Below are 25,119 nucleotides of genomic sequence, written 5' to 3' on the forward strand. Positions count from 1 at the left end.
TAAATCTTTATATTCGTTCAAGAAATATTCATCCATAAATGTGAAGTTCTTGGTAAAACATCGAGGAGCTCCTCTATTTTATAAAATGCATAAAAAAGGAATACCCGCTGAAAACTACAGATAACCGGGAAAGGAGGCGGTCTGATGTCTGCGGATAAACAAAACAAACGGATTCCCGGCGATTTTGAATCGGCTGTACGGGAAATGCAGGAGCTGATGTGTGTTTGCGGTGATTTTAAAATACGAAGGATCAAACTGCAGGACCGTCATACCGCTTTCTTTTATATTGAACAAATGATAGAAGAACAGAAGCTGAATGAGTTTCTGTTAAGCGACACCCTGCAGAACGGCCCGCTCGAGGAAACGATGAATGCCGTCAGCAGTGCGGAAACGGATGAAACCAGAAAACTCATTGACGGGATTTTGGCCGGGCAGGTTGTTTTTCTCAGCGATGCATCGAGGAAAGCGAAGCTGTTTTCCGTCGGGCAGAATCCGCTACGTTCCATTATGGAACCCGAATCTGAAAGTATCATCCGCGGCGCCCATGACGGGTTTGTGGAAAGTTTGGAAACGAACATTCATCAGCTGCGGTTTCACATACAGGACCGCCATCTCTCCGTTCATTATATGGATATCGGAGAAAGAGCCAAATCAAAAGTTGCGGTTATCTTTGTTGAGAATATCGCCAATCCGGAGATTGTGGAGGAAGTGAAGCGGCGCCTGTCATACCTGCGTATAGACAGCGTGCTTGCGCCCGGGATTATCGAGGAATCAATAGAAGATAATTCGTTTTCCATTTTTCCGCAGATCATTCATACGGAACGTCCGGATAAAGCAAAAGCATGCGTGATGGAAGGCTGTGTACTGATCATGATGGACGGGAGTCCGTCGGCTTTGATTGCGCCGATCACATTCTTTTCTTTTTTTCAATCTCCGGATGACTACAGCACGAGATGGATTTCCGCCAGTTTTTTAAGAGTGCTGAGATTTTTCGCCTTTATGATCGCGATTACGCTGCCCGCTTTTTATATCGCGCTGATTGCGTTTCATTTCGAAGTCATTCCCAACGATCTGATTATCACCATGAAAAATTCGATTGTTGATATTCCCTTCCCTCCGCTGATAGAAGCCATGATTATGGAGATTACAATTGAACTGATCCGCGAAGCCGGTATCAGGCTGCCGAAACCGATCAGTCAGACGATCGGCATTGTCGGCGGTCTCGTGATCGGTGACGCAGTCGTTCAGGCGGGACTCATTTCTAATATGATGATTATCGTCGTAGCCGTTACGGCCGTATCTTCTTTTGTGCTTCCTTCATATGAAATGAGCACGTCCATCCGAACGCTCAGGTTTCCGCTTATGTTTCTGGCATCGTCGTTCGGTTTTATCGGCATCGCACTCGGCTTCGGGCTTATTCTGATGAACCTGTGTAAGCTTGAATCACTCGGCGTTCCTTATTTATCATCTCTGACGCCGTTTCATTTCAGCGACTTGAAGGATGCATTTATCCGGCTGCCGGCTTGGTTTATTAAAAGAAGGCCGTTTTATTTGAGACCGCAAGACTCAAAGCAGATGAAACATGTTCGGGGGTGGAGAAAAGATGAAGCCTAAAAAAATAAGCCGGCTTCAAGGCGTGTTTTTCATTAATCAGACGCAGATCAGCATCGGCATTTTGGCGCTGCCCCATTTACTGATGATGAAATCGGGAAGCAGCGGATGGATTTCCATTCTGCTTACCGGATTGCTCGTCCAGCTTACATTCAGCCTGTATATGATATTATTTCACCGGTTTCCGAAGCTGAACCTGTACGAAATGCTGGAGGAGGTGTTCGGAACACTTGCCGGCAAAGGGGTGCAGGTGCTGTATATTTTATATTTCGCGTTTCTCTGCACGCTCATTCTTTCTGTATTTACACGGATATTGGATATCTGGGTGCTCCCGCAGACTCCGAATTGGGTGGTCAGCTTAATGCTGATCCTCGGTTCTGTCTATATCGCCCAAGCCCCGCTGAATGCGATCGCCAGGTTCAGCTTTATCTTAACACCGTTTTTGCTGCTGATCTCTCTGCCGATTTTATACACGCTGGGAAAAGCCGATATCACATACATTATGCCGATTTTTCACGGAACCGCAAAAGACATGCTTACCGGGGTGCAGCAAACACTTGTCAGCATTACCGGCTTTCAGGCGGCGCTCGTAATCGGGCCCCTTATCAACTGCACCGTCAGCCAGCGCTACAAAATACTGACGATTTCAAACATCTTGATTATCCTTTATTACCTGTATATCACCCTTGCTTGCTTTGTCACAATCAGCCCCGAAGAAATAAAAATGATCCCGGAGCCTGTGCTGTACCTGTTAAAAACCGTTTCATTCAGAATTATCGAACGGACGGATCTGCTCTTTTTGACGTTTTGGTTCGTGACCGTCTTTTCAACGCTGGCCAACGTGTTTTACTTGGCAAGCACCGGCATTGCCAAGCTGTTCAATCAAAAAGACCACAGCCGGTTTGTTTATCCGCTGGCCCTGCTCGTCTTCCTTCTGTCTATTTGGGCCACAAGCACAGATAAAACGATACAGCAGCTGGATCAGTTTTTCCGCATTTCCGATATTGTGTTTGTGTATTTGTTTCCGTTGTTTATGGTATTGATTGTCCTTGTACGCAAAAAGGGTGTCCGCCATGCGCATTAAAAAAGCGGTTCTTATCAGTCTCATGTGTGCAAGCCTGACACTTGCGGGCTGCTGGGATCAAAATTTGCTGAAAGATATTTCTCTCGTGCTGACCGCAAGCCTTGATGTTGATCATGACGGTAAAAATAAAATCGGCATCACCTATCGGAAGGTTCAGTCCTCCCAGGCGGAACAGGAAACGGGCGGCTCATTCATTACGACGGTGCTCAGCGCTTCCGGGCATACCATCCGTGAAGCGCGGTTTCAATTGGATAAGCTTGTCGATCAGCGCATTGACACGTCCAAGCAAAGAGTCTTATTAATCGGTGAGAAAATGGCGGAAAAACCGCTTTTTCCTTATCTCGATGTCTTTTACAGAGATCCGAAAAGCCCGCTTCTCGCTCATCCGGCGGTTGTCAAAGACGGTGAGGCGATTGAAGTGCTGAAGCTGATCGTCCGGCAGAAATTGATCGTCAGCAAGTATTTAACGAATTTATTAACAAGCGCTAATGCGGAATCAAATATCAGCATGGAAAATTTGCAATCCATCCGTTCAAGCATGCTGACGGCTGATAAGGATTTCGCCCTTCCTTATTTATCGATTAACGGACAGACGATAAAGATAGAGGGTTCTGCCCTGTTCAGCGGCCAGCGGAAAGTGACTGAGGTGCTCGGTCAGGATTCAACCCTCCTGACCCTTTTAAGCGGGCAATTTAATAAATCGGCTAATATTAATCTGAAGCTGTGGGACAAATACAAAATGGATATTGAAAATTATCTTTCTCTCGGCATCACGGATGCCACGCGAAAGATTGTATTTATAGATACAGATCCGCAGCATATAAAAGTGAAAATCCGTTTAAAACTGAATGCACGCGTCTTGGAATATCCAAAGGACAAGCTGAATTCTTATACGGCAATCGACCAAATGAACAAACAAGCATCAGCAAATTTGAACAGCCAGGCCAGATCGGTGATCAGCCATATTCAGGAGCACAACTCGGATATCCTCGGCATCGGCCGTAAATATCAAACCCATTATTATGAGCGGGGCAAGCGGCTCAATTGGCGTGAGGTCTATCCTTCCATCGAGATAATCCCTGATATCAAAGTGAATATCTCACAAATCGGCATCGTGAACTAAAAGAGACCCCGGTCTCTTTTTTTGTTGCCAACCGAAATGATTCGTGTTACTCTTTTTATGTAAACGGTTACATAAATGAAGGAGGAGTGTTTGTTGGCAACGATTAAAGATGTCGCAGGCGCTGCCGGCGTCTCTGTTGCCACGGTTTCGCGTGTCCTCAATGACAACGGCTACGTGCATGAAGATACACGAACGAAGGTCATGCTTGCCATGGAGAAGCTGAATTATTATCCGAATGAAGTTGCCCGCTCTCTTTATAAAAGAGAATCCAGACTGGTCGGGCTTTTGCTTCCGGATATTACGAATCCCTTTTTCCCTCAGCTTGCCCGCGGCGCTGAAGACGAGTTGCAGCGGGAAGGATACCGGCTGATCATCGGCAACAGCGATGAAGAATTGGAAAAAGAACTCGACTACCTGCAAACATTTAAACAAAATCAAGTTGCCGGTATTTTGGCGGCCACCCATTATCCCGACCTTCCCGAATACAGCGGCAGCCTTTACCCGGTCGTATTTCTGGACCGGACAAAAGAAGGCGCCCCATCCGTATTCAGTGACGGGCGGGCAGGCGGAAAACGGGCGGCTGAGGAAATGCTTCGCGGCAAAAGCACAAGCATCACGCTTGTCAAAGGCCCAGCCCACCTTCCAACCGCTCAGGAACGTTTTAACGGCGCACTTAACGTGTTGCAAAAAGCGGGCGCGCCGTTCAATGTCATCTCCGCCGCTTCATTTTCCATCAAGGATGCCGCCATTTTAGCAGAAGAATTGTTTGCAGCATACCCGGAAACCGACGGAGTCATTGCCAGCAACGACATTGCGGCGGCTGCCGTCCTCCATGAGGCGCTGCGGCTCGGCAAAAAAGTTCCGGAGGAGATTCAGATCATCGGATACGACGATATTCCGCAGAGCAGGCTTTTGTTCCCGCCGCTTTCAACCATCCGCCAGCCTGCATATGAGATGGGAAAAAAAGCGGCAAACCTGCTGCTGCAATTGATAAAGAAAGAGCCGCCGAAAGAGACGGCCATTCAACTGCCCGTGACTTACATAAGAAGACAAACGACGAGAAAGGATGATCACCATGAGTGAAATTTGTGTTATCGGAAGCTGTTCTATGGATCTGGTCGTCACATCTGAACGGCGTCCGAAAGCCGGAGAAACCGTACTGGGCACAGACTTTCAAACTGTGCCCGGAGGAAAAGGCGCAAATCAGGCCGTAGCCGCTTCCCGCCTGGGCGCAAACGTATATATGGTAGGAAAAGCAGGCAATGACAGCTACGGAAAAGCGATTATTGAAAACCTGAAGGCAAACGGTGTCAATACGGACTATATGGAAACGGTTACACATAAAAAAAGCGGAACGGCTCATATTGTGCTCGCAGAAGGAGACAACAGCATCGTCGTCGTAAAAGGCGCAAACGATGACATCTCCCCCGATTATGCCAAAAGTGCGCTGGCAAAACTTCCCGGCATTGATATCGTGCTGATCCAGCAGGAGATTCCTGAAGAAACCGTTGAAGAAGTGTGCAGCTACTGCCGCGCTCAGCAAATTCCGGTTATCCTGAATCCCGCGCCGGCCCGGCCGCTGAAACAATCGACGATTGAGGATGCCGCATATCTTACGCCGAACGAACATGAAGCATCCATTTTATTTCCTGACCGGACGAAAGAAGAAGCGCTCGCCGGCTATCCCGGCAAACTGTTCATTACCGAAGGAAAACAAGGCGTACGCTACTCAGACGGCACCGCGGAACGGCTTGTTCCCGCCTTCCCTGCAGAAGCGGTCGACACGACGGGAGCCGGCGATACCTTTAATGCGGCACTTGCCGTCGCACTCGCGGAAGGTCGGGACATCGAGCAAGCGCTCTTGTTTGCCAACCGCGCCGCCTCCCTGTCCGTGCAGCACTTCGGCGCCCAAGGCGGGATGCCGGCCAGAAAAGAAGTTGAGGAGCTGCTGTCATGAAAAAACACGGAATGTTAAACAGCCACATTGCCAAAGTATTAGCCGATCTCGGGCATACAGACCTCATCGCAATCGCCGATGCGGGTCTCCCCGTCCCTGACGGTGTCCCTAAAATTGATTTGTCTTTAACGGCGGGCGTTCCCGCCTTTCGGGACGTAACCAGCCTGGTAGCCGGGGAGATGGCAGTCGAAAAGGTGATGGCCGCCTCTGAAATCAAAGACGCAAACCCTGAGAATGCAAGTTTCATAGAAAGCCATTTCTCAGCGCAGACGATCGAGTACATGTCCCACGAGGAATTCAAACGGCTCACACAGAAAGCAAAAGCCGTCATCCGAACGGGTGAAATGACACCATACGCCAACTGCATCCTGCAGGCGGGTGTGATTTTCTAGAAAGAAGGGATCCAGCATGCACATCGGCATGACAGACATTCATAAAGCATTCGGCAAAAACCAAGTGCTCTCCGGCGTCTCATTTGAGCTTCTGCCGGGAGAAATCCACGCTTTAATGGGAGAAAACGGAGCGGGCAAATCGACGTTAATGAATCTGCTCACCGGGCTCCACCGGCTCGACAAGGGAAACATTACGATAAACGGAACAAATATGAGCTTCTCCAATCCAAAGGAAGCCGAAAAGCACGGAATCGCCTTTATCCATCAGGAACTGAATATATGGCCGGACATGACGGTGCTTGAAAACCTTTTTATCGGCAAAGAGCTGACGACGGCGTTCGGCGTTTTGGAAACGAAGAAAATGAAAGCGCTAGCAAAATCACAGCTTGAAAAACTGGGAGTCTCTCTTCCTCTTGACCGGGAAGCCGGACAATGTTCCGTCGGCCAGCAGCAGATGATTGAGATTGCCAAAGCGCTGATGACAAACGCCGAAGTCATTATTATGGACGAACCGACCGCGGCGCTGACCGAACGGGAAATCAGCAAACTGTTTGACGTGATGACGGCGTTAAAGCGGGACGGCGTATCCATCGTCTATATTTCACACCGAATGGAAGAGATATTTTCGATTTGCGACCAGATCACCATTATGCGGGACGGCCTCACTGTCGATACGACGCATATTAAAGATACTAATTTTGATGAAGTGGTCAAACAAATGGTCGGGCGGGAGCTGACCGATCGGTATCCGACTCGCACGCCGTCACTCGGCGATAAGGTGCTCGAAGTGAAAAACGCCTCAAAAAAAGGAAGCTTTTCACAGATCAGTTTCCATGTGAGAGCCGGAGAAATCCTCGGCGTTTCCGGCTTAATGGGTGCCGGACGGACAGAAATCATGAGGGCGCTGTTCGGAATTGACCGGCTCGATTCCGGAGAGATCTGGATTTCCGGCCGAAAAACCGGCATTCGGGGTCCGTACGATGCCATCCGCAAGGGACTCGGCCTGATTACGGAGAACCGCAAAGATGAAGGGCTGCTGCTGGATACGTCCATTCGTGAAAATATCTCATTGCCGAACCTGACCAGCTTCTCTCCGAAAGGCATCATTGACCGAAAACGCGAGGCGGAGTTCGTTGAGCTGCTCATCAAGCGTCTGACCATTAAGACCGCATCTCCTGAAACCGCCGCCCGGCATTTATCAGGAGGGAACCAGCAAAAAGTCGTCATTGCCAAATGGATCGGAATCGGCCCGAAAGTTCTCATCCTTGATGAACCCACAAGAGGCGTCGACGTAGGCGCGAAAAGGGAAATCTATTCATTAATGAATGAACTGACCGATCGCGGAGTCGCCATCATCATGGTGTCTTCCGAGCTGCCGGAAATTCTCGGCATGAGTGACAGAATCATCGTCGTCCACGAAGGGCGCATCAGCGGAGAAATCAATGCGGCCGGCGCAACACAAGAACACATCATGACACTTGCCACGGGAGGGCAGCAGAATGAAAACTGAACCAATGACATCAACTGAACAAAAGCGATTTTCCATTCATACCTTTACGCAAAAACTCGGTCCGTTTCTCGGCTTACTGATTCTTGTGCTGATCGTTTCCGTTTTAAACCCGAGTTTTCTTGAACCCCTCAATATTCTCAACCTTCTTAGGCAGGTTGCGATTAACGCTCTGATTGCTTTCGGAATGACGTTTGTCATTTTAACGGGAGGCATTGATCTCTCTGTCGGAGCCATCCTCGCCTTATCGAGCGCATTGGTCGCAGGTATGATGGTCTCAGGCATCGACCCGATCTTAGCCGTCATCATCGGCTGCGTGATCGGCGCCGTACTCGGCATGATAAACGGATTATTAATCACAAAAGGAAAAATGGCGCCGTTCATCGCCACTTTGGCGACAATGACCGTCTTTCGCGGACTGACCCTCGTCTATACGGACGGAAATCCGATTACGGGGCTCGGTTCAAATTACGCATTTCAATTGTTCGGGCGCGGTTATTTTCTCGGCATTCCCGTACCTGCCATTACGATGCTGATTGCATTTGCGGCCCTGTGGGTTCTTCTGCACAAAACACCGTTCGGCCGCCGGACATACGCCATCGGCGGCAATGAGAAAGCGGCGCTGATATCGGGAATCAAAGTGTCCCGCATCAAGATCATGATCTATTCTCTGACAGGTTTATTATCGGCGCTGGCGGGAGCGATTCTGACATCACGCTTAAATTCCGCACAGCCGACGGCCGGGGAATCATACGAGCTGGACGCCATCGCGGCGGTCGTTCTCGGCGGAACGAGCCTGTCCGGCGGTCGAGGGCGCATCATCGGTACGCTGATCGGGGTTTTGATTATCGGTACGCTGAACAACGGCTTGAACCTTCTCGGCGTATCATCTTTTTATCAGCTCGTCGTCAAAGGAATCGTCATTTTAATCGCGGTGCTGCTGGACCGCAAAAAATCGGCATAATAGGAGGACCATTATGAAGAAAGCCATCATCACGATCGCGGCATTATCACTGTTTTTGCTGTCCGCCTGTTCACTTGAACCGCCGCAATGGGCAAAACCGTCAAACACAAAACATAAAAAAGAATTCACTATCGGGCTCTCCGTCTCCACATTGAACAATCCGTTCTTCGTTTCATTAAAAGAAGGCGTTATAAAGGAAGCCAAAAAACGGGGCATGAAGGTCATTATTGTCGATGCTCAAAATGATTCATCTAAACAGTCAAATGACGTAGAAGATTTGATACAGCAAGGAGTCGATGCGCTGCTGATCAATCCGACCGATTCATCAGCGATTTCAACAGCCGTCGAATCGGCAAATTCCCTCGGCATTCCTGTCATTGCGCTTGATCGTTCAGCCGAACACGGCAAAGTCGAAACGCTTGTCGCCTCTGACAATGTCAAAGGAGGAGAAATGGCGGCCGACTACCTCGCCGATCAGCTCGGAAAAGGCGCCAAAGTGGCTGAATTGCAAGGGGTGCCGGGCGCATCCGCGACACGGGAACGCGGAACGGGCTTTCATCATATTGCCGACAAAAAGCTGGATGTCGTAACAAAGCAAGCGGCGGATTTTGACCGTACAAAAGGATTGACCGTCATGGAAAACCTGCTGCAGGGACAGCCGGATATCAAAGCCGTGTTCGCCCATAATGATGAAATGGCACTCGGGGCGCTCGAAGCGATTAACAGCTCGGGCAAACACATTTTGGTCGTCGGTTTCGACGGAAATAAAGATGCGATTTCTTCCATTAAAAACGGAAAGCTGACAGCCACGGTCGCCCAGCAGCCGGAGCTGATCGGAAAACTGGCGGCCGAAGCGGCGGAGCAGGTGCTCAAAGGAGAAAAAGTCAAAAAAACCATTTCCGCTCCATTGAAACTTCAAACACAAAAATAACCGGCCGATGTTTAGACTTCCGGTAAAACGTGAAAGGATGTAGTAAAAGGAGAGATACAGATGAAGAAAACAGCCAAAGCGGCATCCATTCTGACCCTTGCAGCGGGAATATCAGCGGCTTCAGCTGCCGGAATAACGCCTCTTCCGGAGACACACGCGCAAGAAGCGGTCAAAATTGACGATCTGTACAGCTACCCGCTTGACTCTTATCTCGTTTCCGCGGAAGCATTGAACGTCAGAACAAAAGCATCAGCAGCCAGTCCGAGAGCTGATACCCTTCATTTAGGCGACAGCTTAAAGATCGTTTCGTTCCAGAACGCTGACTGGGCAAAAGTACATTATAAAAACGGAAAAACAGGATTTGTATCTACTCATTATATTGTTAAAGAAGCAACAACCGTAAAAACGACGGCAAAAACAAAAGTATATACAGACAAACAAGCGGTCAAAGCTTCCCTTGCCAAAAACACGAGCGTTTCTTTCCTCAGATGGAAAAAGACAGCCGGCGGCGGCATTGACTTCGGCTGGGCGCTTGTCGATTACGGGGGCGCCACGGGATATATCAGCACAAAAGATCTGCAAAAACTGACATAATATCAAAACGGATTTCGCAAATTCAGCGCGAAATCCGTTTTTTTCTTTCTTGGCAGTCAGAAGCGTCTAAGGTTCGAAATATTTCTCAGGAAATATTGTCGGATGAAGATGAATGCATACGACTCTAAAATGGCTTCTTTACGTAATCCGCCAGGCGTTTGGCATTGTCACGGATAGCCGCAGCATCGGCGCTGCTTACCCCGTACATCGCGAAAGCCGGCAAATAGGTCATACCCGTAAAATTAGCCATTGCCTGAAACGGCCTTAAGAGCTCGCTCAGTGAAAAATGGTTGGACCCGCCTGCCTGATATGCATCCTCTCCGGCACCTACGGAAACAGCCAGCAGCAATTCTTTGCCGTGCAGCGCCTTTCCTTTAGAACCGTAAGCCCAGCCATACGCCAGCACATGATCCATCCATGTTTTTAAAAGCGGAGGCGCACTGTACCAGTACAGCGGGAATTGAAATACGATCCGGTCATACTGTTCACACAGCTGCCGTTCCTTTTCCGCATCTATTTTCCCGTCCGGATATTCTTTATAAAGCTCACGGACCGTGATTTCATCATGATTTTTTAATTCTTCTGTCCACGCCTTATTGACCGCTGAGTTGTCCATGTCAGGATGAACCGCTAATACCAATACTTTCACAGCTACCACACCTTTCCCTTTTGACTGTATTTTACCTAATCTTTGCCGGTTCAGCCAAATAAAAAGAAAGCCCCCGAGAAAAATGAGGCTTTCTTTTTTAATTTATTCCGGGCTTCCTTCGGTTGTTTCGATATCCTTCGCAAAATTCGGATTATCTAAATTTGCGTTGAAAAAGTCCGCCGTATTCGGAAGCTTGAGGTTCATATTCATTTTTTGAGAAATGGTCACTTTACAATCTTTAATGACATAGTCAAACACGTGTCCGCCGGAATTGCGTCCTTCATCAATGAAGTGCAGGTGATATCCGGAAACAGCGATGCCGTTTGCGTAACCCGGCGTCCAGAAGCCGGCGATTGTCCCCTGAATGTCGTCAAAGTTGAACACAGGCTGTGTTTTCACCGCTTCGATCATCGGAACGTACGGTTTCTCCTGGCGTTCTACCGTTCTTGTCTGCACCTTTTTAAATACGCCGTCTAAACGGATCGCATAAAATAAGTTTTTACTAGGCAGAAGGCTGGCGATTTCCTGCTCGAATTCTTCACGGGTCATTTCGCCGTCGATCGTATGCGTCATATCCGGCGTGAAAAATGTGAATGAGCAGAATGGTGACAGGTCTCCGCCTTTAACAGGCGTAGCCGTTCCGTCGCCGCGCAGACGGTAAAATTCTCCGTCAAATCCGATTAATTCGCCGTCCAATTTGTTGAACGTGCCGATTCCGAAATCACCGAACTTCGGAATGTCAGCCATATCAAAATCTCCGTCATATACTCCGTCCAGCAGAGATGTCATTGTTGAGACTTGATAGATCTGATCCTCAGGTGAGCCTTTTTCTCCGCGGCTCATCATATGGATGTCGCTTGCGTTTTTCATATTCCCTTCACTCCTTTTAAATTGGGCTGTTTTAGAAAACAGGTCATGGTGCGCAGAGTGCTAGAGAGCTTTTGCTTTCATTTTTTCTTTGAATTGCTTCGGAAGCATGTCGCTTGATAAATGGACATTGTCACTGTAATCGACAGGAATGTCAATGATGACAGGGCCTTCTGTGTTCAAGCCTTTTTGCAGCACGTCTGCCAGCTGTTCCGGTGACTCAACGCGCAAGCCGGTGGCGCCGAAGCTTTCTGCATATTTTACGATGTCAATGTTTCCGAAATCTACGCATGATGTACGGTTATATTTTTTCATTTGCTGGAATGCGACCATATCATATGTGCTGTCATTCCATACAAGGTGAACGATCGGCGCTTTTAAGCGGACTGCCGTTTCCAATTCCATTGCAGAGAACAGGAATCCTCCGTCTCCTGAAACGGATACGACTTTTTCACCCGGATTCACCAATGTGGCGGCAATCGCCCAAGGAAGCGCTACGCCCAATGTCTGCATGCCGTTGCTGATCAACAGTTTCAGCGGCTCATAAGCGCGGAAGTAGCGGGACATCCAGATCGCGTGAGAACCGATATCGCAAGTGACGGTTACGTCGTCGTCAATTGCATTGCGCAGTTCTTGGACGATTTGCAGAGGATGCACTCTGTCAGATTTATGGTCGCTTGGCGCCTTCTCGCTGTCTGTGAGCATCTGTTTTAATTCGCTCAGCACTTCTTGTTCACGGCTGCCCATATCAAATGTCACAGCGTCGTGTTCAATTTGTTTAACCGTAGCGGCGATATCGCCTAATAATTCTAATTCCGGCTGATAGGCATGATCGATATCGGCCTGGATTTCGTCAAGATGGATAATAGCACGGTCGCCGTTTACGTTCCAGAACTTCGGATCGTATTCAATCGGATCATAACCGATCGTTAATACGACATCCGCCTGTTCAAGCAGAAGATCGCCCGGCTGGTTGCGGAACAGTCCGATCCGGCCGAAATATTGGTCTTCCAGCTCTCTGGACAATGTGCCGGCCCCTTGGTACGTTTCTACGAAAGGCAGTTTTGTTTTGGCAAGCAGTTTGCGGATTTGTTTTACCGCTTCCGGTCTTCCGCCTTTCATGCCGACTAACAGAACGGGAAGTTTCGCCGTCTGGATTTTCGCGATAGCCGCGCTGACCGCTTCTTCCGGTGCAGGGCCTTGTTTCGGCGCCGGCACGTTGCGTACGTTTTTCACGTTTGTGATTTCATTCACAACATCCTGCGGAAAGCTCACAAAAGCCGCGCCTGCCTGACCTGCTGACGCTGCCCTGAAGGCGTTTGTTACCGCTTCTGGTATATTCCCTGTTTCCTGTACTTCTACACTGTATTTTGTAATCGGCTGAAATAGTGCCGCATTGTCCAATGATTGGTGTGTCCGTTTTAACCGGTCTGCGCGAATTACGTTACCCGCCAGCGCCACTACCGGATCACCTTCTGTATTAGCCGTTAACAAGCCGGTCGCCAAGTTGGATGCCCCCGGGCCTGAAGTAACGAGACAAACGCCTGGTTTTCCAGTCAGTCTTCCGACAGCCGCAGCCATAAATGCAGCGTTCTGTTCGTGACGGCATAAAACCAGTTCAGGTCCTTTATCTTTTAACGCATCAAATACTGCATCAATTTTTGCACCCGGAATGCCAAAAACATGTGTGACACCTTGCTCCACTAAGCAATCAACAACAAGCTCCGCCCCCCGATTTTTTCCAGAGGTTTTTAGTTCATTTGTTGCTTTTGCCAACACCCTCACTCCTTATTATGCATATTAAATATAAAATTTTAAGTAATTTGTGATATTATTCACTATACACTCTTTGGAAATTGACCTCCAATATCAATTCGCCGTATGATTAATATGTTTCACGAATAATTAACAAAGAGAAAGGAATGGATAAGGATGGAGCTTCGCCATCTTCAATACTTTATTGCCGTTGCCGAAGAACTTCATTTCGGCAAAGCTGCGCTTCGGTTAAATATGACACAGCCGCCTCTCAGCCAGCAGATCAAACAGCTTGAGAAGGAAGTCGGCGTGACCTTATTAAAGCGCACGAAACGGGTTGTAGAGCTTTCAGCTGCCGGAGAAAGTTTTTTAAAACACAGCAGAAACGCGATCGAAGAAATAGACAAAGCGATTGAAATGGCGCAGAGAACGGCGCGGGGAGAGCTCGGCCGCCTTGTCGTCGGTTTTGTCGGCTCGGCCACATATGAATTTCTGCCGCCGATCATTCGGGAATTCCGCGAAAAATTCCCCTCCGTCAAGCTTGATCTGCGTGAAATTTCTTCTTTCAGACAGCAGGAAGAACTTCTGAAGGGGAACATTGATATCGGCATCCTTCATCCGCCTTTACAGCATTCCGCGTTACATATGGAAAAGGTGCAGAGCAGCCCGTGCATTCTGGCTTTGCCGAAGCAGCACCCGCTTACCGCTAAACAGACAATCGACATTCAGGATTTAAAAAATGAACCGATTATCACACTGTCGAAAGAAACATGGCCGACTTTATACCTAGAGTTTGTAAACTACTGCGAGCAGGCGGGCTTCAAACCGAAAATCGTTCAGGAAGCGACGGAGTATCAAATGGTGATCGGATTGGTTAGTGCCGGCATCGGTGTGACCTTCGTGCCTTCTTCTGCTAAAAAGCTGTTTAACCTCGAAGTCGCCTATCGCGGCATTAATCAGGTGCAGCTCACAGCCGAATGGGTCATTGCCTACCGCAAGGATAATCAAAATCCGATTCTGAAACATTTTCTGGATATTATGAATAAGCGCCAGGCTTTATTGCAGGCGGATAAGGAAAATGCATAAAAAAGAGTGCCGCCGAAAGCAGCCTCTTTTTTTTGTGCTTTTATGGATTTTTACTAAATTGGTAGAAACGCTCAGTACACCTTACGACCTGTACCCGTATACATACAGTACAACTGATCAGGAGGGATAAAAATAACGGGGCGGCAATGACCCATCTAAAAGGAGGCAGAACACATTACACATATTACCGTCATTTTGACCCTGATTTCTTTCTTTGTGACCATTATCTTTATATTTTGGAGACCCGGGGGATTAAATGAAGCCGTTCCGGCGTCGCTGGGCGCCATTCTCGTTTTGTTATGCGGAACCGTTTCCTTTCATGATTTGGGGGATATAGGGTCAAAAGTCACCGGAGCATCAATCACCATTATCTCCACAATGATTATGGCAATCGCGCTGGAAAGCTTCGGTTTTTTTAACTGGGCGGCGGCCAAACTGCTTCACCGCGCCAAGGGATCGGGCATCCGGCTTTTTTGGCTGACCAACCTGCTCTGTTTTTCAATGACGCTCTTTCTGAATAATGACGGCAGCGTCTTAATCACCACTCCTATTTTACTGTTGGTCTTACAATATCTCGGACTTAAAAGACATCAGAAAACACCGTATTTAATTAGCGGCGTATTAATTGCGACGGCGGCAAGCACCCCGATCGGCGTCAGTAATATCGTCAATTTGATTTCTCTCAAAATGATAGGCATGGACCTTTATTTGTACACCAATATGATGTTTATCCCCGGCACGCTGGGACTGGTGTTTATGGCCTTTCTGCTGTTTGCCGTTTTTTACCGCCGTTTGCCGAAACAGCTCCCCGATATTCCGGTTCACTTTGACTCGCTGGAACACAAACGATATCATCCGCTTCAGCCTCCGCCAGACCCGACCCAAAACGGCCGTACGAACATCATGTTTTGTGTTTTGGTATTTGTATTGTTCGTCCGGATCAGTCTGTTTGCAGCTTCTTACAACGGCATACCCGTTTCGCTCGTGGCTGTCATCAGTTCAGTCATCCTGCTTGGCTGGAGATGGTTTTATTTAAAAATCGGACCGGCAGACTTATTAAGGAAAGCGCCTTGGCATATCTTTATTTTTGCCTTCACGATGTACATTATCATCTACGGACTGCATAATATCGGACTGACGGCGCTGCTTGTTCAGTCTATTGAGCCGTATGTCTCACAAAGTATTGCCCACGCTGCATCTATTATGGGCATTGCTACATCCGTCCTCTCTAATTTGTTCAATAACCATCCCGCCTTAATGATCAGCACTTTGACATTAACTGAAATGTCCATCGACCCATTAACCGTAAAAATCATTTATCTGGCTAATATTATCGGCAGTGATATCGGATCATTGCTTCTGCCGATCGGGACATTAGCCACGCTGATCTGGATGCATATCATCAGACAGCACGGCGAAAAAGTTTCTTGGTCAGAATATATCAAAACGACCATTATCGTTGTCCCTCTCACCGTCGTGTTTACCATTACCGTTTTATATGTTTGGATCAGTTGGATTTACCTTTAGCCCCCATGAAAAAAACTGCCTGCTGTATAAGAGAGGCAGTTTTATCATTTATGGCAGGTGCATGGTTTTTAAATGATTCAATTTCCAAAAAACAGTATCGCCGTCTGCATTGGTCAGTTCAAGAATATTATCTGAGACATCCTGCAACAGCCCCACTTTATTCGGTATATCTCCTAAATCCAGAATAATCAGCTTCCCGATATATCTTTTTAATTGCTCCTCAAAATTCCGGACAAGGGGCACATTAGCGGGAACAACCGGCAGCTCTGAACTGTTTAATGTATACGGCGTCTGCTCATCGGAATAGGGTGTCAGCCATTTCAAATGATGCATCGAGATGAAAAGAGTCTTATAAACCGGAGAGAAGAAAACAAAATAATCATTTAAAACACTTGTCACATACCCATGAATGGAACGGTCTCCCGTAACAAATATTTCTGTGAATCTGCCTTTTATATGCTGGAGGGTATTCCGGTAAGAAAAGGAATGTTCCTGTTTTTCGGGATGCGGACTTTTTTTTCTTGCGTACGGTTCTTTATTCTCTTCGTCCGGGAGCGTCAATGTCATCCTCTGAAGATGCAGCAGCGGAATATAAAGAAACGTCCGGCCGTCATGAATCACAATGATATCCTGACCGATATCCAAAAGAGTTCCTGAAAATGTCGTATTCCCCGATATCTCAATATCGACTTGTTTATCCAGAAATCTGCTTAATCCAGCCATTTCATTCCCCCCTCTCCCGCGTTTACGGACAATCTTTCCAATCATTTACGGCCGTGTTTCCACCGATAATCTATTGTCCTTAATACAGTGGCGTAGCTATAAGAGTTCTCTTCCTCCCGTTTTGAGGATCGAACGGATCTTGATGATCTTTTCGACTTTTTAGAGGAAGTACGCTGCTCTTCGCGTGATTCTTCTTCATGCGGCTTTTCTTCTTCGGCGCTCTCTTTCTCACCTTTATTCTCGCCGTCTTTATTCTCCTCTTTTTTAGCTGCTCCTTTTGCCCCTTCGCTGATGCTCTTGATATGAAAAGGATAGATCCGCAGCACTTCTTTATCTTTCACAAGAGTGTAGTGGCCGTCGGAATTATCCACAAGTATACCTTCAACGGCTTCAGGACCTCCGCGGTTGATGGATACCCATTTGTGGATCAGGCGTTTAAATATGCCGTGAAAATCATCAGCCATTTCAAATTCCGGGCGCTCCTCCTCTTGGCCGTCCTCTTCTTGTTCCGCGCTGATGCTTTTGACATGGTCGGCGTTAAAATATACAATTCCGTCATCTTCCGTTTCCAGCACGAGAAAATCATCCCCTGTTTCGTGAAGCTTTCCTCTTTTCGATTCCGGACCTCCCTGATTCAATTGCACCGTGCGATTGGTCATCCGGCTGATCAGGTCTTGAAAATCATCAGCTTTTTCACATTCTGCCGCTTCGGCCGGCGATATGGTTTCACTCGTATTTTCCGTCACACTTTTCACATGTTTCCATTGATAATAAACGATTTTATTATCAACCTGAAGAGCGATATAATCCGATTGAATGTCTGCTAATCTCCCTGTCTTGGACTCCGGGCCTCCCCGGTAGACAGTAATTACTTTTCCTTCCATCGCATGCAAAAAGTTGTCATCAGACCGCTGCCGCTTCGTATTGCGTTTCATCTATTGTCCTCCTAGTCATTTTTCTCATAATGTAAAAAGCATAATGCATATATACGTATCACGATTATTTTCGGGAACTGATTCACCAGCCTATTTGTAAAAAATCTTGCTTCTTTCCCAAATCAGATATTCCACCGCTCTAACTCACTGCTGATGAAGGCGGACCGCTCCTTAATGTATTCGCAAATCACTTCAGGCTCCCGGTCAAAGCTATCAATCTCCTCTTTCTTATAAGGATCCTTCGCGACATGCGGCCTGATCTGCTCATACAGTGACATGACCTTCGGCTTCATATGTTCAATGGTAAACCGGGTCTGAAGCGTCTCTTCCAAAAGCCGTTTGTACGCTTTGCGGAAATACGGTTCATCCAGAAGCCTTGCAGTCAAGGTATTAAACCCTTGTATTCTGACATAATCGGCCTCCATCCGATCACCATGAATGTCTCTTCCCCACGTCGCATCGTAATCCCACGGAATGACTTCAAAAAGTCCCGTTTCATGATTCCGGTACAAAGCGTAATTATGAACAAATCCATCGTAGTTTGAGGTAAACACGATGCCCGCAAGCCACCGCAAATACTTATCGGCGTCCAAGTGTTTGACGATCTCCCCCTTGAACTCTGACTTCGGCACGGTATTAATTTTATAGATCATATCCTGCAAGTATAAATCGTCTTCTTTCGTTCCCGTTTTCTTTTCATAACCAAGTTCGAGCGATGTTTTCGTATCCCGCTCCAGATCACTGACGAGGGAGAAATTGGCGTCGTCATCAACCGCGTAAAAAACAGCGCCGTCCGCCAAATTCCGTTTCGCCAGAAAATATTCATCCACTGACTCCAGCTCAAGATACACCCCCTCATGTCTGCCATTGATTTGCAAGGTTACGAAATTCGCCTTTGGTGACAGCGTCCCAAGCTCCGCGAAGAAATCGAGAGACAGCTTATTCCGCATCATCGACGGATCTTTGTATTCAGCGTTTAAATGTATCTCTTTCGCCCTGCGAAATGTTTTCGGCGAATAAAAAGCGATGTGATACGATTTTTTCTTGAAATCTCTTATATGAGAGCCGCGGTACGCCAGATCAATGTCAAGCCGTTTTTGATTCACTCTCAGCACCGCGGGCACCGGATCCTCATCCCAAATGTCTTTTTTCAGCTCCATTAAGTCTTTCGGGTGAATAAACAGCTGGTATAGAGGCAATGTTGATTGGTCTTTCATCAGTAACCCTCCCTGTATTAATTTAGGCTGTGCTTTTTATATAAAACTCAGCGAATCACACATACACTTTTTTCATTCATGCGTACTATGTGGTAGTAAGGATCGCATCCTTAAAACATATATCATGAGGAGGTTTCAAAATGGGCCACTATTCCCATTCTGATATCGAAGAAGCAGTAAAGTCCGCAAGCAACGAGGGATTGGAAGATTATTTGTACCAAGAACCAAAAAGCAGTAAGAAGAGAAAATCTCGCAGCCGTAAAAAATCATGCCGCTCTCACAAAAAATCTCGCAGTCATAAAAAATCGTGCCGCTCTCACAAAAAATCTCGCAGCCATAAAAAATCCCGTTCTCACAAAAGATCTCGCAGCCATAAAAAATCCCGTTCTCACAAAAAATCTCGCAGCCATAAAAAATCCCGTTCCCACAAAAAATCTCGCAGCCATAAAAAATCCCGCTCTCACAAAAAATCTCGCAGCCGTAAAAAATCATGCCGTTCTCACAAAAAATCTCGCAGCCACAAAAAATCATGCCGCCGCAAGAAAAAACGCACGCAGAAAAAACCTTATCGTCCTCATAAAAAAGACCCTTGCAAAAAAGACGATTACTGCAGCAAAACAGAGTACTGGAAAGACGGGAACATCTGGGTTGTAAAGAAAAACTACAAGTAACACCGTTCGTAAATAGGCTGCCGGCTAAACGGAAGCCTTTTTCCTCAATCAGATATATGCCACGTGATAAGATATGCAGCCGGTTTTCTTTTGTTGTGTTTCCGAATTTTCTTTCTGTATAATCAGGTCATACGATAAAGAAAGGCGGCCGAAATCATGCATATCTTACGAGCAGACGAACTGAACGCAAAAGACACTTACAAATTGCTTTCGGGCACAGTCGTTCCCCGGCCGATCGCATTTGTCACTACGCGGTCATCCATCAACGGCGCCGTAAACGCGGCGCCCTTCAGTTTCTATAACGTTGTCTCCGCAGAACCGCCGCTTCTGGCCATCTCAGTCAGCCGCGCGGACGGACGGCAGAAAGACACCGCGAGAAACGCAATCGCTCATCGGGAATTCGTCGTACACGTCAGTGATGAGTCCATTATTGAAGACATTAACAAAACGGCGGCAAGGCTTGATCCTGATGTCAGTGAGCTTGGCATGACAGACCTTTCTGTGACAGACAGCGCTTGCATCAGCGTTCCCGGTATAAAAGAAGCAAAAGTCAGGTTTGAATGTATACTCGAACGCCATCTTACGTTCCAAAATGACAGCGGAGAAACGACGACAGACCTCATCATCGGCAGAGTCGTTTGTTTTCATTTGAATGACCAAGTATATGACGCCGATAAAGGCTACATACGGACAGATGAGCTGAAGCCTGCGGCAAGGCTCGCGGGGAATGAATACGCCAGACTCGGGAAGACATATACGCTTGTCCGCCCGACCTGAAGCAGGAACCTTTATAATAGAAGAAACTAGTCAAAAAGACCCCTTTCAAAAGGGGTCTTTTTGAGTCTTTTACCATTAAACTCAGCCTAATGTCTTATAGAATGGCGAAACTTACAAGCCCCTCACCCGTATGAAACGAGTGACACATTTTTAGGAGGCAGACAGTTACTGATTTTTTCAGCCGTATTTATTTTGCTCAGCCTTATGTTTCAAGTATTTGCCGTCAAAGTTCTCAATTTGCCAAAGCCTGTTAAAAAGCAGAAGCCGATAAACGGCACACATCGATTAATCGAAATCACACTGCTTATTACGGGCATCGCAGCGGTGAATTTTTTCAATGAAATGTACGTATTTGCGGGAGTTGTTTTCATGCTATTTTGCTGCACCGGCATAATGGAATGGCGGCACCGGCGGGAGGAAAAGCAATATGTGTACGATTCGTTTTACGCGGGTCTTTCTGCCGCGCTTGGCGTGCTTATTTTTTTATCAGTTAGCGCAGCTCTATACTCCTGCGGCCGCTCCGTCGCCGCGCGGGTCGGCACCGCCTTGGAGAAAGCCTTCTTCATCAATGACGATCGCTGCCGCATGGCCCATAAGCCCGTCAAAATCACCAACGGTCTCGACGCGGTGGCCGCTCTGCCTTAGGGCTTCTCTCGTTTCAGGGCTGATTCTGCTTTCAACCCTCAGCCCTTCATACTCCTCTCCCCATGTCCGTCCCCAGACCCAGCGCGGCTCATTGATCGCCTGCTGGGGGTCCATTTTGTAATCAATGATGCGCGTAATCATCGCTGTCTGAGTTTGCGGCTGGCCTTCTCCTCCCTGGGTTCCGTACAGGATGTGAGGCTTTCCTTCTTTACAGGCCATCGCCGGCATGAGGGTGTGGAACGTCCGCTTGCCGGGTTCAAGTGTATTGACATGGGATTCATCCAGCGAAAAAAATGACCCGCGGTTTTGCAGCAGAATGCCCGTCTCCCCCGCTGTAACGGCAGATCCGAACTCGAAATAGAGGCTCTGAATAAAGGAAACGGCATTTCCTTCCGCATCGGCGACGGCGGCATAAGCTGTGTCGCTTCCGACCGGCCGGCTTACCGCCGGCGCAGCCACGTCACCGATTTCTTCCGCAAGCTGCTTTGCATACCGTTTATCAAGCAGCCGATCCAGCGGAATATGAGAAAATGCCGGATCAGTCAGCACTTCATTCCGGTGCTGAAAACTCTTCTTCAGCGCCTCGATCAGCAGATGATAATAGTCAAAGGAACCGTGTTCGATCTGAGAAAAATCATAGTTTTCCAATATATTGAGCGTCATTAAGCCTGTAAAGCCCTGTGAATTCGGCGGAGCCTGATAGATTTTGCACCCGCGGTAATCGGAGGATACCGGGTTCGTCCACTCGCCGCGGTGGGCTTTAAAGTCATCAAGTGTCAGACGGCTGCCGTTGTTTTGCAGAAAGGATATGATGCGTTGAGCGAGATCTCCTTCATAAAAAGCGCTTCTGCCTTTCTCGGCAAGCTGCTCCAAGCTGGCCGCCAGATCCTTCTGGACAAACCGTTCACCGGGCATGGGCGCTTTTTTGTTTCTCGTAAAAATGGCCGAGGTGTAAGGCGTCGAGGCTAAAAGAGCGAGATTGCGTTCTGTGTGGACGCACTGGTCGGCGGACACCGGAAATCCGTTTGCCGCATAATCAAGAGCTGGCTTCAGCACCTCAGCGAGAGAAAGACGCCCGTACGCCGAAAGCACGGCATCCCAGCTGTCCGCCATGCCCGGAACGGTAATGGCGCTTTCTGTCCCGCGCAGAGGGATCGCTTCTCTGCCCCGATACAAGTCTCTCGTCACATGCTTCCCTGAACGTCCGCTCCCGTTATAAGCTTTGATTCGTCCCGTTTCTTTATGGTAAGTGAGCCAAAATGAATCCCCGCCAAGACCCGTCATATGCGGATACACGACTGCCAGACAGGCGCTGACCGCCACTGCCGCGTCAAACGCGTTTCCGCCCTTTTCCAGAATGCCGGCCCCCGCCTGAGAAGCGAGATAATGCGGACTGACGACCATTTGTTTCGTTCCGATGGTTGAAGTATTCATGACAAGCCCCTTTACAAATTTTCTCAATTATAAAAAGCGGCTTCGCGGCCATCCACATTCCTGAAAGAAAATCTCACACACTATTTACTTTTCGATAAGAAATGATTCTAAGTTATTACATATCGAAAACAATAAAAAATTTCTCCCTTCATACCGTAATGTTTCATGATACAATAATGTCTACCAAATGAAGGAAGGTGAAGCGGGTTGGAACATGAATACAGCATTCCGAATCTTGTCCTTGATGAAACGGATAAACAGATTCTTTCGATTTTGCACGAGGAAGGGAGGATTTCCTATACAGACGTAGGAAAGCGGGTTAACCTGTCGCGAGTGGCGGTTCAGCACCGCATTCAGCATTTACTGGATGCCGGCGTAATTGAAAAATTCACCGCTGTCATCAACCCGGCGAAAATCGGCCGTCATGTGTCCGTGTTTTTTAATGTGGAGGTGGAGCCGCAGTATTTGGAGGAAACCGCATTAAAGCTTGAAAAGGAGCCGGCCGTGACAAGCCTTTATCATATGACCGGACCGAGCAAGCTGCATATGCACGGCATTTTCGCAAATGATCAGGAGATGGAAGAGTTTTTGACAAAACGGCTCTATACGCAAAAAGGCGTCGTCAGTGTCGACTGCCAAATGCTGATTAAACGGTATAAAAGCAGAACGGGCATGAAGCTGTAAGGAGGACATAGCCATGAAACATCCCTATTGGGACATTACGGCGGCGATGGTCCGAACGGGCATTCTCGGATTCGGGGGCGGCCCGTCGGTGATCCCGCTCATCCGCCATGAAGCCGTCAATAAATACAAATGGATAGATGATGATGAATTCGGAGAAATATTAGCGATCGCTAATGCGCTTCCCGGACCGATTGCCACAAAAATGGCTGCGTATCTGGGCTTCAAGCTGAAAGGCACGTTAGGCGCAATCTTGGCAACCCTCGCCCACATTCTGCCTACATGCCTTGCTATGGCGGGCTTGTTTGCGGCTGTCAATGTCTTAAGCCGCTCAGCAATTGTTGCCGGCATGATTGGCGCTGTAACACCGGTGATCGCCGTCATGCTCGGCATTATGGCGTACGAGTTTGGCCAAAAAGCGCTTAAAGGTTTCGGCTGGGTCACGGGCATCCTGTTTTTTATCATCGCTTTTATCGGCCTGCAAACGCTGCAGATCAATCCCGGCTTTGTCATTATCATTTTCTTGGCGTACGGCGCGTTTCATTTTAAATTAAAGGACAAAATCACAAATAAACGTTCAAAAGATAAAGGAATGTCGGCCTCATGATCATGATCTATTTATTTATGGCGTTTTTTGTCGCAAACGTACTCGGATATGGAGGCGGACCGGCGTCGATCCCGCTGATGTTTGAAGAAGTCGTCAACAGATACAGCTGGCTCTCAAACGATCAGTTCTCAAATATGCTCGCACTTGCGAACGCATTGCCGGGCCCGATCGCAACCAAAATCGCGGCGTATGTCGGCTACAGCGCAGGCGGGTGGCCCGGGTTCCTGATTGCGCTGATCGCTACCGTCGTACCGTCGGCGCTCGCATTGATCGTCCTCTTGCGCATCATTCAGCGCTTCCGCCAATCCCCCGTCATCAAAGGTATGACGCTGTCCGTCCAGCCTGTCATCGCCGTCATGATGCTCATTCTTACCTGGCAAATCGGCGCAGACGGCATCAAAGCGATCGGCTGGGTTCAAGCGATAGTGATTGCGGGGATTTCCCTCCTTGCCTTGACAAAATTCAAGATGCATCCGGCCTTCCTGATTATCGCGGCGTTTTTGTATGGAGGGCTTGTGGTTCCTCATTTATAAAGAAAAGCACCTGGACAGGTGCTTTTTTATTTTGGCCCGGAAATACCATTTGATATGACAACTGTTTCTTCGCCTGCATCACTCTTGATGATTTGCTTAACTTGCAGCGTTGCGCCTGCCATTCTCACAAATTGCTGAACCTGAGGCGAATTGGTTTCAGCCTGTATCCAAACAGAAGTCGGCGCTTTCCAAGCTAAAAAGAGTGCAAGAATCAACATACCAGAGATAACCAGCAGCAGCTTCATAGAGCATCACTTCTTTTCAATAAGCTGCTCGCCGCGCTCAGCGCCTGATGATCGTGAAGAATATCACCGGGACGATTGCCTTCTCCCAGCACATAGCCTTTAAAGGACATCCCCATAAAATGAAAAATATGTTCAAATTGCTGAATCAGCGGCAGCCCTTTTAGTTTAGGATTGTCTCCTCCCACTGCTGTTACATATGCCTGCTTCGCTGACATTTGCTGTTTAAAATCAGGAAATCTCGGATCTCTCAGCGTCTGTGACCAGCGATCAATAAACAGCTTTAATGTCCCTGACATGCCAAACCAATAAATTGGGGTGGCGAATACAAGAATATCGCACGGCAATATCCGCTCAATAATAGAATCGCAGTCATCTTGAACAGGACGAAAGCCGCCTTGAGCGTGACGCAGATCTTCAATTGGCTGAAGCCGATATTTCCGCAAATGAATGTGCTCCGCATCGAATCCTTGAACAGCCTTCTCCGCAAGAATATCCGTATTTCCGCCAGGCCGAGTTCCGCCGTTAATAACCGCAATTTTCATGATGCATCTGCTCCTTTGTTTACGAATGATTTTCTTCATCATATAATGGATTCATCAATCAA

Annotated in this window: 26 protein-coding genes and 1 pseudogene; 18 read left to right on the forward strand and 9 right to left on the reverse strand. The window is 47.8% G+C overall.

The features are described from left to right. Positions 1-144 precede the first annotated feature (144 nt). The 10 genes from G4O42_RS17300 (at position 145) to G4O42_RS17345 (ending at position 10,163) form a co-directional block, all read left to right on the forward strand. Complete coding sequence (locus tag G4O42_RS17300) at positions 145-1,614, forward strand: spore germination protein (protein ID WP_032876084.1); 1,470 nt, start codon at positions 145-147, stop codon at positions 1,612-1,614. Then, positions 1,604-2,695, forward strand: a complete 1,092-nt coding sequence (locus tag G4O42_RS17305; RefSeq protein WP_032876081.1) for a GerAB/ArcD/ProY family transporter — start codon at positions 1,604-1,606, stop codon at positions 2,693-2,695. Before G4O42_RS17300 ends, G4O42_RS17305 begins: the two co-directional genes overlap by 11 nt. Then, positions 2,685-3,818, forward strand: a complete 1,134-nt coding sequence (locus tag G4O42_RS17310) for a Ger(x)C family spore germination protein (RefSeq protein ID WP_007614183.1) — start codon at positions 2,685-2,687, stop codon at positions 3,816-3,818. Before G4O42_RS17305 ends, G4O42_RS17310 begins: the two co-directional genes overlap by 11 nt. Before the next feature lie 93 nt (positions 3,819-3,911). Continuing rightward, complete coding sequence (locus tag G4O42_RS17315) at positions 3,912-4,901, forward strand: LacI family DNA-binding transcriptional regulator (protein WP_032876078.1); 990 nt, start codon at positions 3,912-3,914, stop codon at positions 4,899-4,901. Continuing rightward, positions 4,894-5,775 carry a ribokinase gene (gene rbsK, locus G4O42_RS17320; protein ID WP_007407520.1) on the forward strand — a complete coding sequence of 294 codons (882 nt, stop codon included), beginning with the start codon at positions 4,894-4,896 and terminating at the stop codon, positions 5,773-5,775. The genes G4O42_RS17315 and rbsK overlap by 8 nt, the downstream gene beginning before the upstream one ends. Next, positions 5,772-6,167: a D-ribose pyranase gene (gene rbsD, locus G4O42_RS17325; protein ID WP_020956442.1), complete on the forward strand. Its 396-nt coding sequence runs from the start codon at positions 5,772-5,774 to the stop codon at positions 6,165-6,167. Before rbsK ends, rbsD begins: the two co-directional genes overlap by 4 nt. Positions 6,168-6,183: 16 nt before the next feature. After that, complete coding sequence (locus tag G4O42_RS17330; protein WP_032876074.1) at positions 6,184-7,677, forward strand: sugar ABC transporter ATP-binding protein; 1,494 nt, start codon at positions 6,184-6,186, stop codon at positions 7,675-7,677. Continuing rightward, the gene (rbsC, locus tag G4O42_RS17335; protein ID WP_032876071.1) at positions 7,667-8,638 is read left to right on the forward strand and encodes a ribose ABC transporter permease RbsC; all 972 of its coding nucleotides are present in this window, start codon (positions 7,667-7,669) and stop codon (positions 8,636-8,638) included. Before G4O42_RS17330 ends, rbsC begins: the two co-directional genes overlap by 11 nt. Before the next feature lie 13 nt (positions 8,639-8,651). Then, the gene (gene rbsB, locus G4O42_RS17340; protein WP_032876068.1) at positions 8,652-9,569 is read left to right on the forward strand and encodes a ribose ABC transporter substrate-binding protein RbsB; all 918 of its coding nucleotides are present in this window, start codon (positions 8,652-8,654) and stop codon (positions 9,567-9,569) included. A gap of 60 nt (positions 9,570-9,629) precedes the next feature. Continuing rightward, positions 9,630-10,163: an SH3 domain-containing protein gene (locus G4O42_RS17345; RefSeq protein ID WP_032876065.1), complete on the forward strand. Its 534-nt coding sequence runs from the start codon at positions 9,630-9,632 to the stop codon at positions 10,161-10,163. A gap of 124 nt (positions 10,164-10,287) precedes the next feature. On the opposite strand, the gene G4O42_RS17350 is transcribed toward G4O42_RS17345, so the two are convergent. The 3 genes from G4O42_RS17350 to alsS all read right to left on the reverse strand — a co-directional run bounded on the left by G4O42_RS17350 (position 10,288) and on the right by alsS (position 13,455). After that, entirely contained in the window at positions 10,288-10,812 is a 525-nt protein-coding gene (locus G4O42_RS17350; RefSeq protein ID WP_007614216.1) for an NAD(P)H-dependent oxidoreductase, read from the reverse strand. Between the two features lie 102 nt (positions 10,813-10,914). Continuing rightward, entirely contained in the window at positions 10,915-11,682 is a 768-nt protein-coding gene (gene budA / locus G4O42_RS17355) for an acetolactate decarboxylase (protein WP_003151318.1), read from the reverse strand. Positions 11,683-11,742: 60 nt separating this feature from the next. Further along, a complete protein-coding gene (gene alsS, locus G4O42_RS17360; RefSeq protein ID WP_032876061.1) occupies positions 11,743-13,455 on the reverse strand; it encodes an acetolactate synthase AlsS in 1,713 nt (570 codons plus the stop codon). A 156-nt stretch (positions 13,456-13,611) separates the two neighbouring features. On the opposite strand from alsS, the gene alsR reads away from it, so the two are divergent. Then, positions 13,612-14,520 (forward strand): acetoin biosynthesis transcriptional regulator AlsR, encoded by a 909-nt coding sequence (gene alsR, locus G4O42_RS17365; protein WP_007407528.1) that lies wholly within the window; start codon positions 13,612-13,614, stop codon positions 14,518-14,520. Between the two features lie 195 nt (positions 14,521-14,715). Then, a complete protein-coding gene (locus G4O42_RS17370; RefSeq protein WP_032876058.1) occupies positions 14,716-16,047 on the forward strand; it encodes an arsenic transporter in 1,332 nt (443 codons plus the stop codon). Positions 16,048-16,095: 48 nt separating this feature from the next. Here G4O42_RS17370 and G4O42_RS17375 read toward each other — a convergent pair whose 3' ends face one another. The 3 genes from G4O42_RS17375 to G4O42_RS17385 form a co-directional block, all read right to left on the reverse strand. Continuing rightward, on the reverse strand, positions 16,096-16,770 hold the full coding sequence (locus G4O42_RS17375) for a hypothetical protein (RefSeq protein WP_007407530.1): 675 nt from the start codon (positions 16,768-16,770) through the stop codon (positions 16,096-16,098). 41 nt (positions 16,771-16,811) lie between these two features. Beyond that, a complete protein-coding gene (locus G4O42_RS17380) occupies positions 16,812-17,705 on the reverse strand; it encodes a hypothetical protein (protein ID WP_032876055.1) in 894 nt (297 codons plus the stop codon). Positions 17,706-17,827: 122 nt separating this feature from the next. Beyond that, positions 17,828-18,922, reverse strand: a complete 1,095-nt coding sequence (locus G4O42_RS17385; RefSeq protein ID WP_032876052.1) for a CotH kinase family protein — start codon at positions 18,920-18,922, stop codon at positions 17,828-17,830. A 140-nt stretch (positions 18,923-19,062) separates the two neighbouring features. On the opposite strand from G4O42_RS17385, the gene G4O42_RS17390 reads away from it, so the two are divergent. The 3 genes and pseudogenes from G4O42_RS17390 to G4O42_RS17400 form a co-directional block, all read left to right on the forward strand. After that, the gene (locus G4O42_RS17390; RefSeq protein WP_032876049.1) at positions 19,063-19,593 is read left to right on the forward strand and encodes a CotG/ExsB N-terminal domain-containing protein; all 531 of its coding nucleotides are present in this window, start codon (positions 19,063-19,065) and stop codon (positions 19,591-19,593) included. Between the two features lie 156 nt (positions 19,594-19,749). Continuing rightward, on the forward strand, positions 19,750-20,370 hold the full coding sequence (locus G4O42_RS17395; protein ID WP_032876047.1) for a flavin reductase family protein: 621 nt from the start codon (positions 19,750-19,752) through the stop codon (positions 20,368-20,370). 204 nt (positions 20,371-20,574) lie between these two features. Next, positions 20,575-20,853, forward strand: a pseudogene (locus tag G4O42_RS17400) (DUF4181 domain-containing protein); the annotation flags it as partial. An 18-nt stretch (positions 20,854-20,871) separates the two neighbouring features. On the opposite strand, the gene ggt reads toward G4O42_RS17400, so the two are convergent. Beyond that, a complete protein-coding gene (gene ggt, locus G4O42_RS17405; RefSeq protein ID WP_032876044.1) occupies positions 20,872-22,449 on the reverse strand; it encodes a gamma-glutamyltransferase in 1,578 nt (525 codons plus the stop codon). A gap of 207 nt (positions 22,450-22,656) precedes the next feature. On the opposite strand from ggt, the gene chrS reads away from it, so the two are divergent. Genes chrS through chrA form a run of 3 tightly spaced genes read left to right on the forward strand, consistent with a single transcriptional unit; the run spans position 22,657 to position 24,270 of the window. Continuing rightward, on the forward strand, positions 22,657-23,133 hold the full coding sequence (gene chrS, locus G4O42_RS17410; protein ID WP_007407537.1) for a chromate efflux transcriptional regulator ChrS: 477 nt from the start codon (positions 22,657-22,659) through the stop codon (positions 23,131-23,133). 13 nt (positions 23,134-23,146) lie between these two features. Further along, positions 23,147-23,737: a chromate efflux transporter subunit ChrB gene (chrB, locus tag G4O42_RS17415; RefSeq protein WP_032876041.1), complete on the forward strand. Its 591-nt coding sequence runs from the start codon at positions 23,147-23,149 to the stop codon at positions 23,735-23,737. Then, positions 23,734-24,270 (forward strand): chromate resistance efflux protein ChrA, encoded by a 537-nt coding sequence (gene chrA / locus G4O42_RS17420; RefSeq protein WP_032876039.1) that lies wholly within the window; start codon positions 23,734-23,736, stop codon positions 24,268-24,270. Before chrB ends, chrA begins: the two co-directional genes overlap by 4 nt. 26 nt (positions 24,271-24,296) lie before the next feature. Here the strand turns inward: chrA and G4O42_RS17425 are convergent, their stop codons facing one another. Further along, a complete protein-coding gene (locus G4O42_RS17425) occupies positions 24,297-24,515 on the reverse strand; it encodes a hypothetical protein (protein WP_017418770.1) in 219 nt (72 codons plus the stop codon). Then, on the reverse strand, positions 24,512-25,057 hold the full coding sequence (locus tag G4O42_RS17430; RefSeq protein WP_032876036.1) for a flavodoxin family protein: 546 nt from the start codon (positions 25,055-25,057) through the stop codon (positions 24,512-24,514). The genes G4O42_RS17425 and G4O42_RS17430 overlap by 4 nt, the downstream gene beginning before the upstream one ends. Positions 25,058-25,119 lie beyond the last annotated feature (62 nt).

The organism is Bacillus sp. LUNF1 (genome assembly GCF_011008975.1).
GTDB lineage: Bacteria > Bacillota > Bacilli > Bacillales > Bacillaceae > Bacillus > Bacillus velezensis.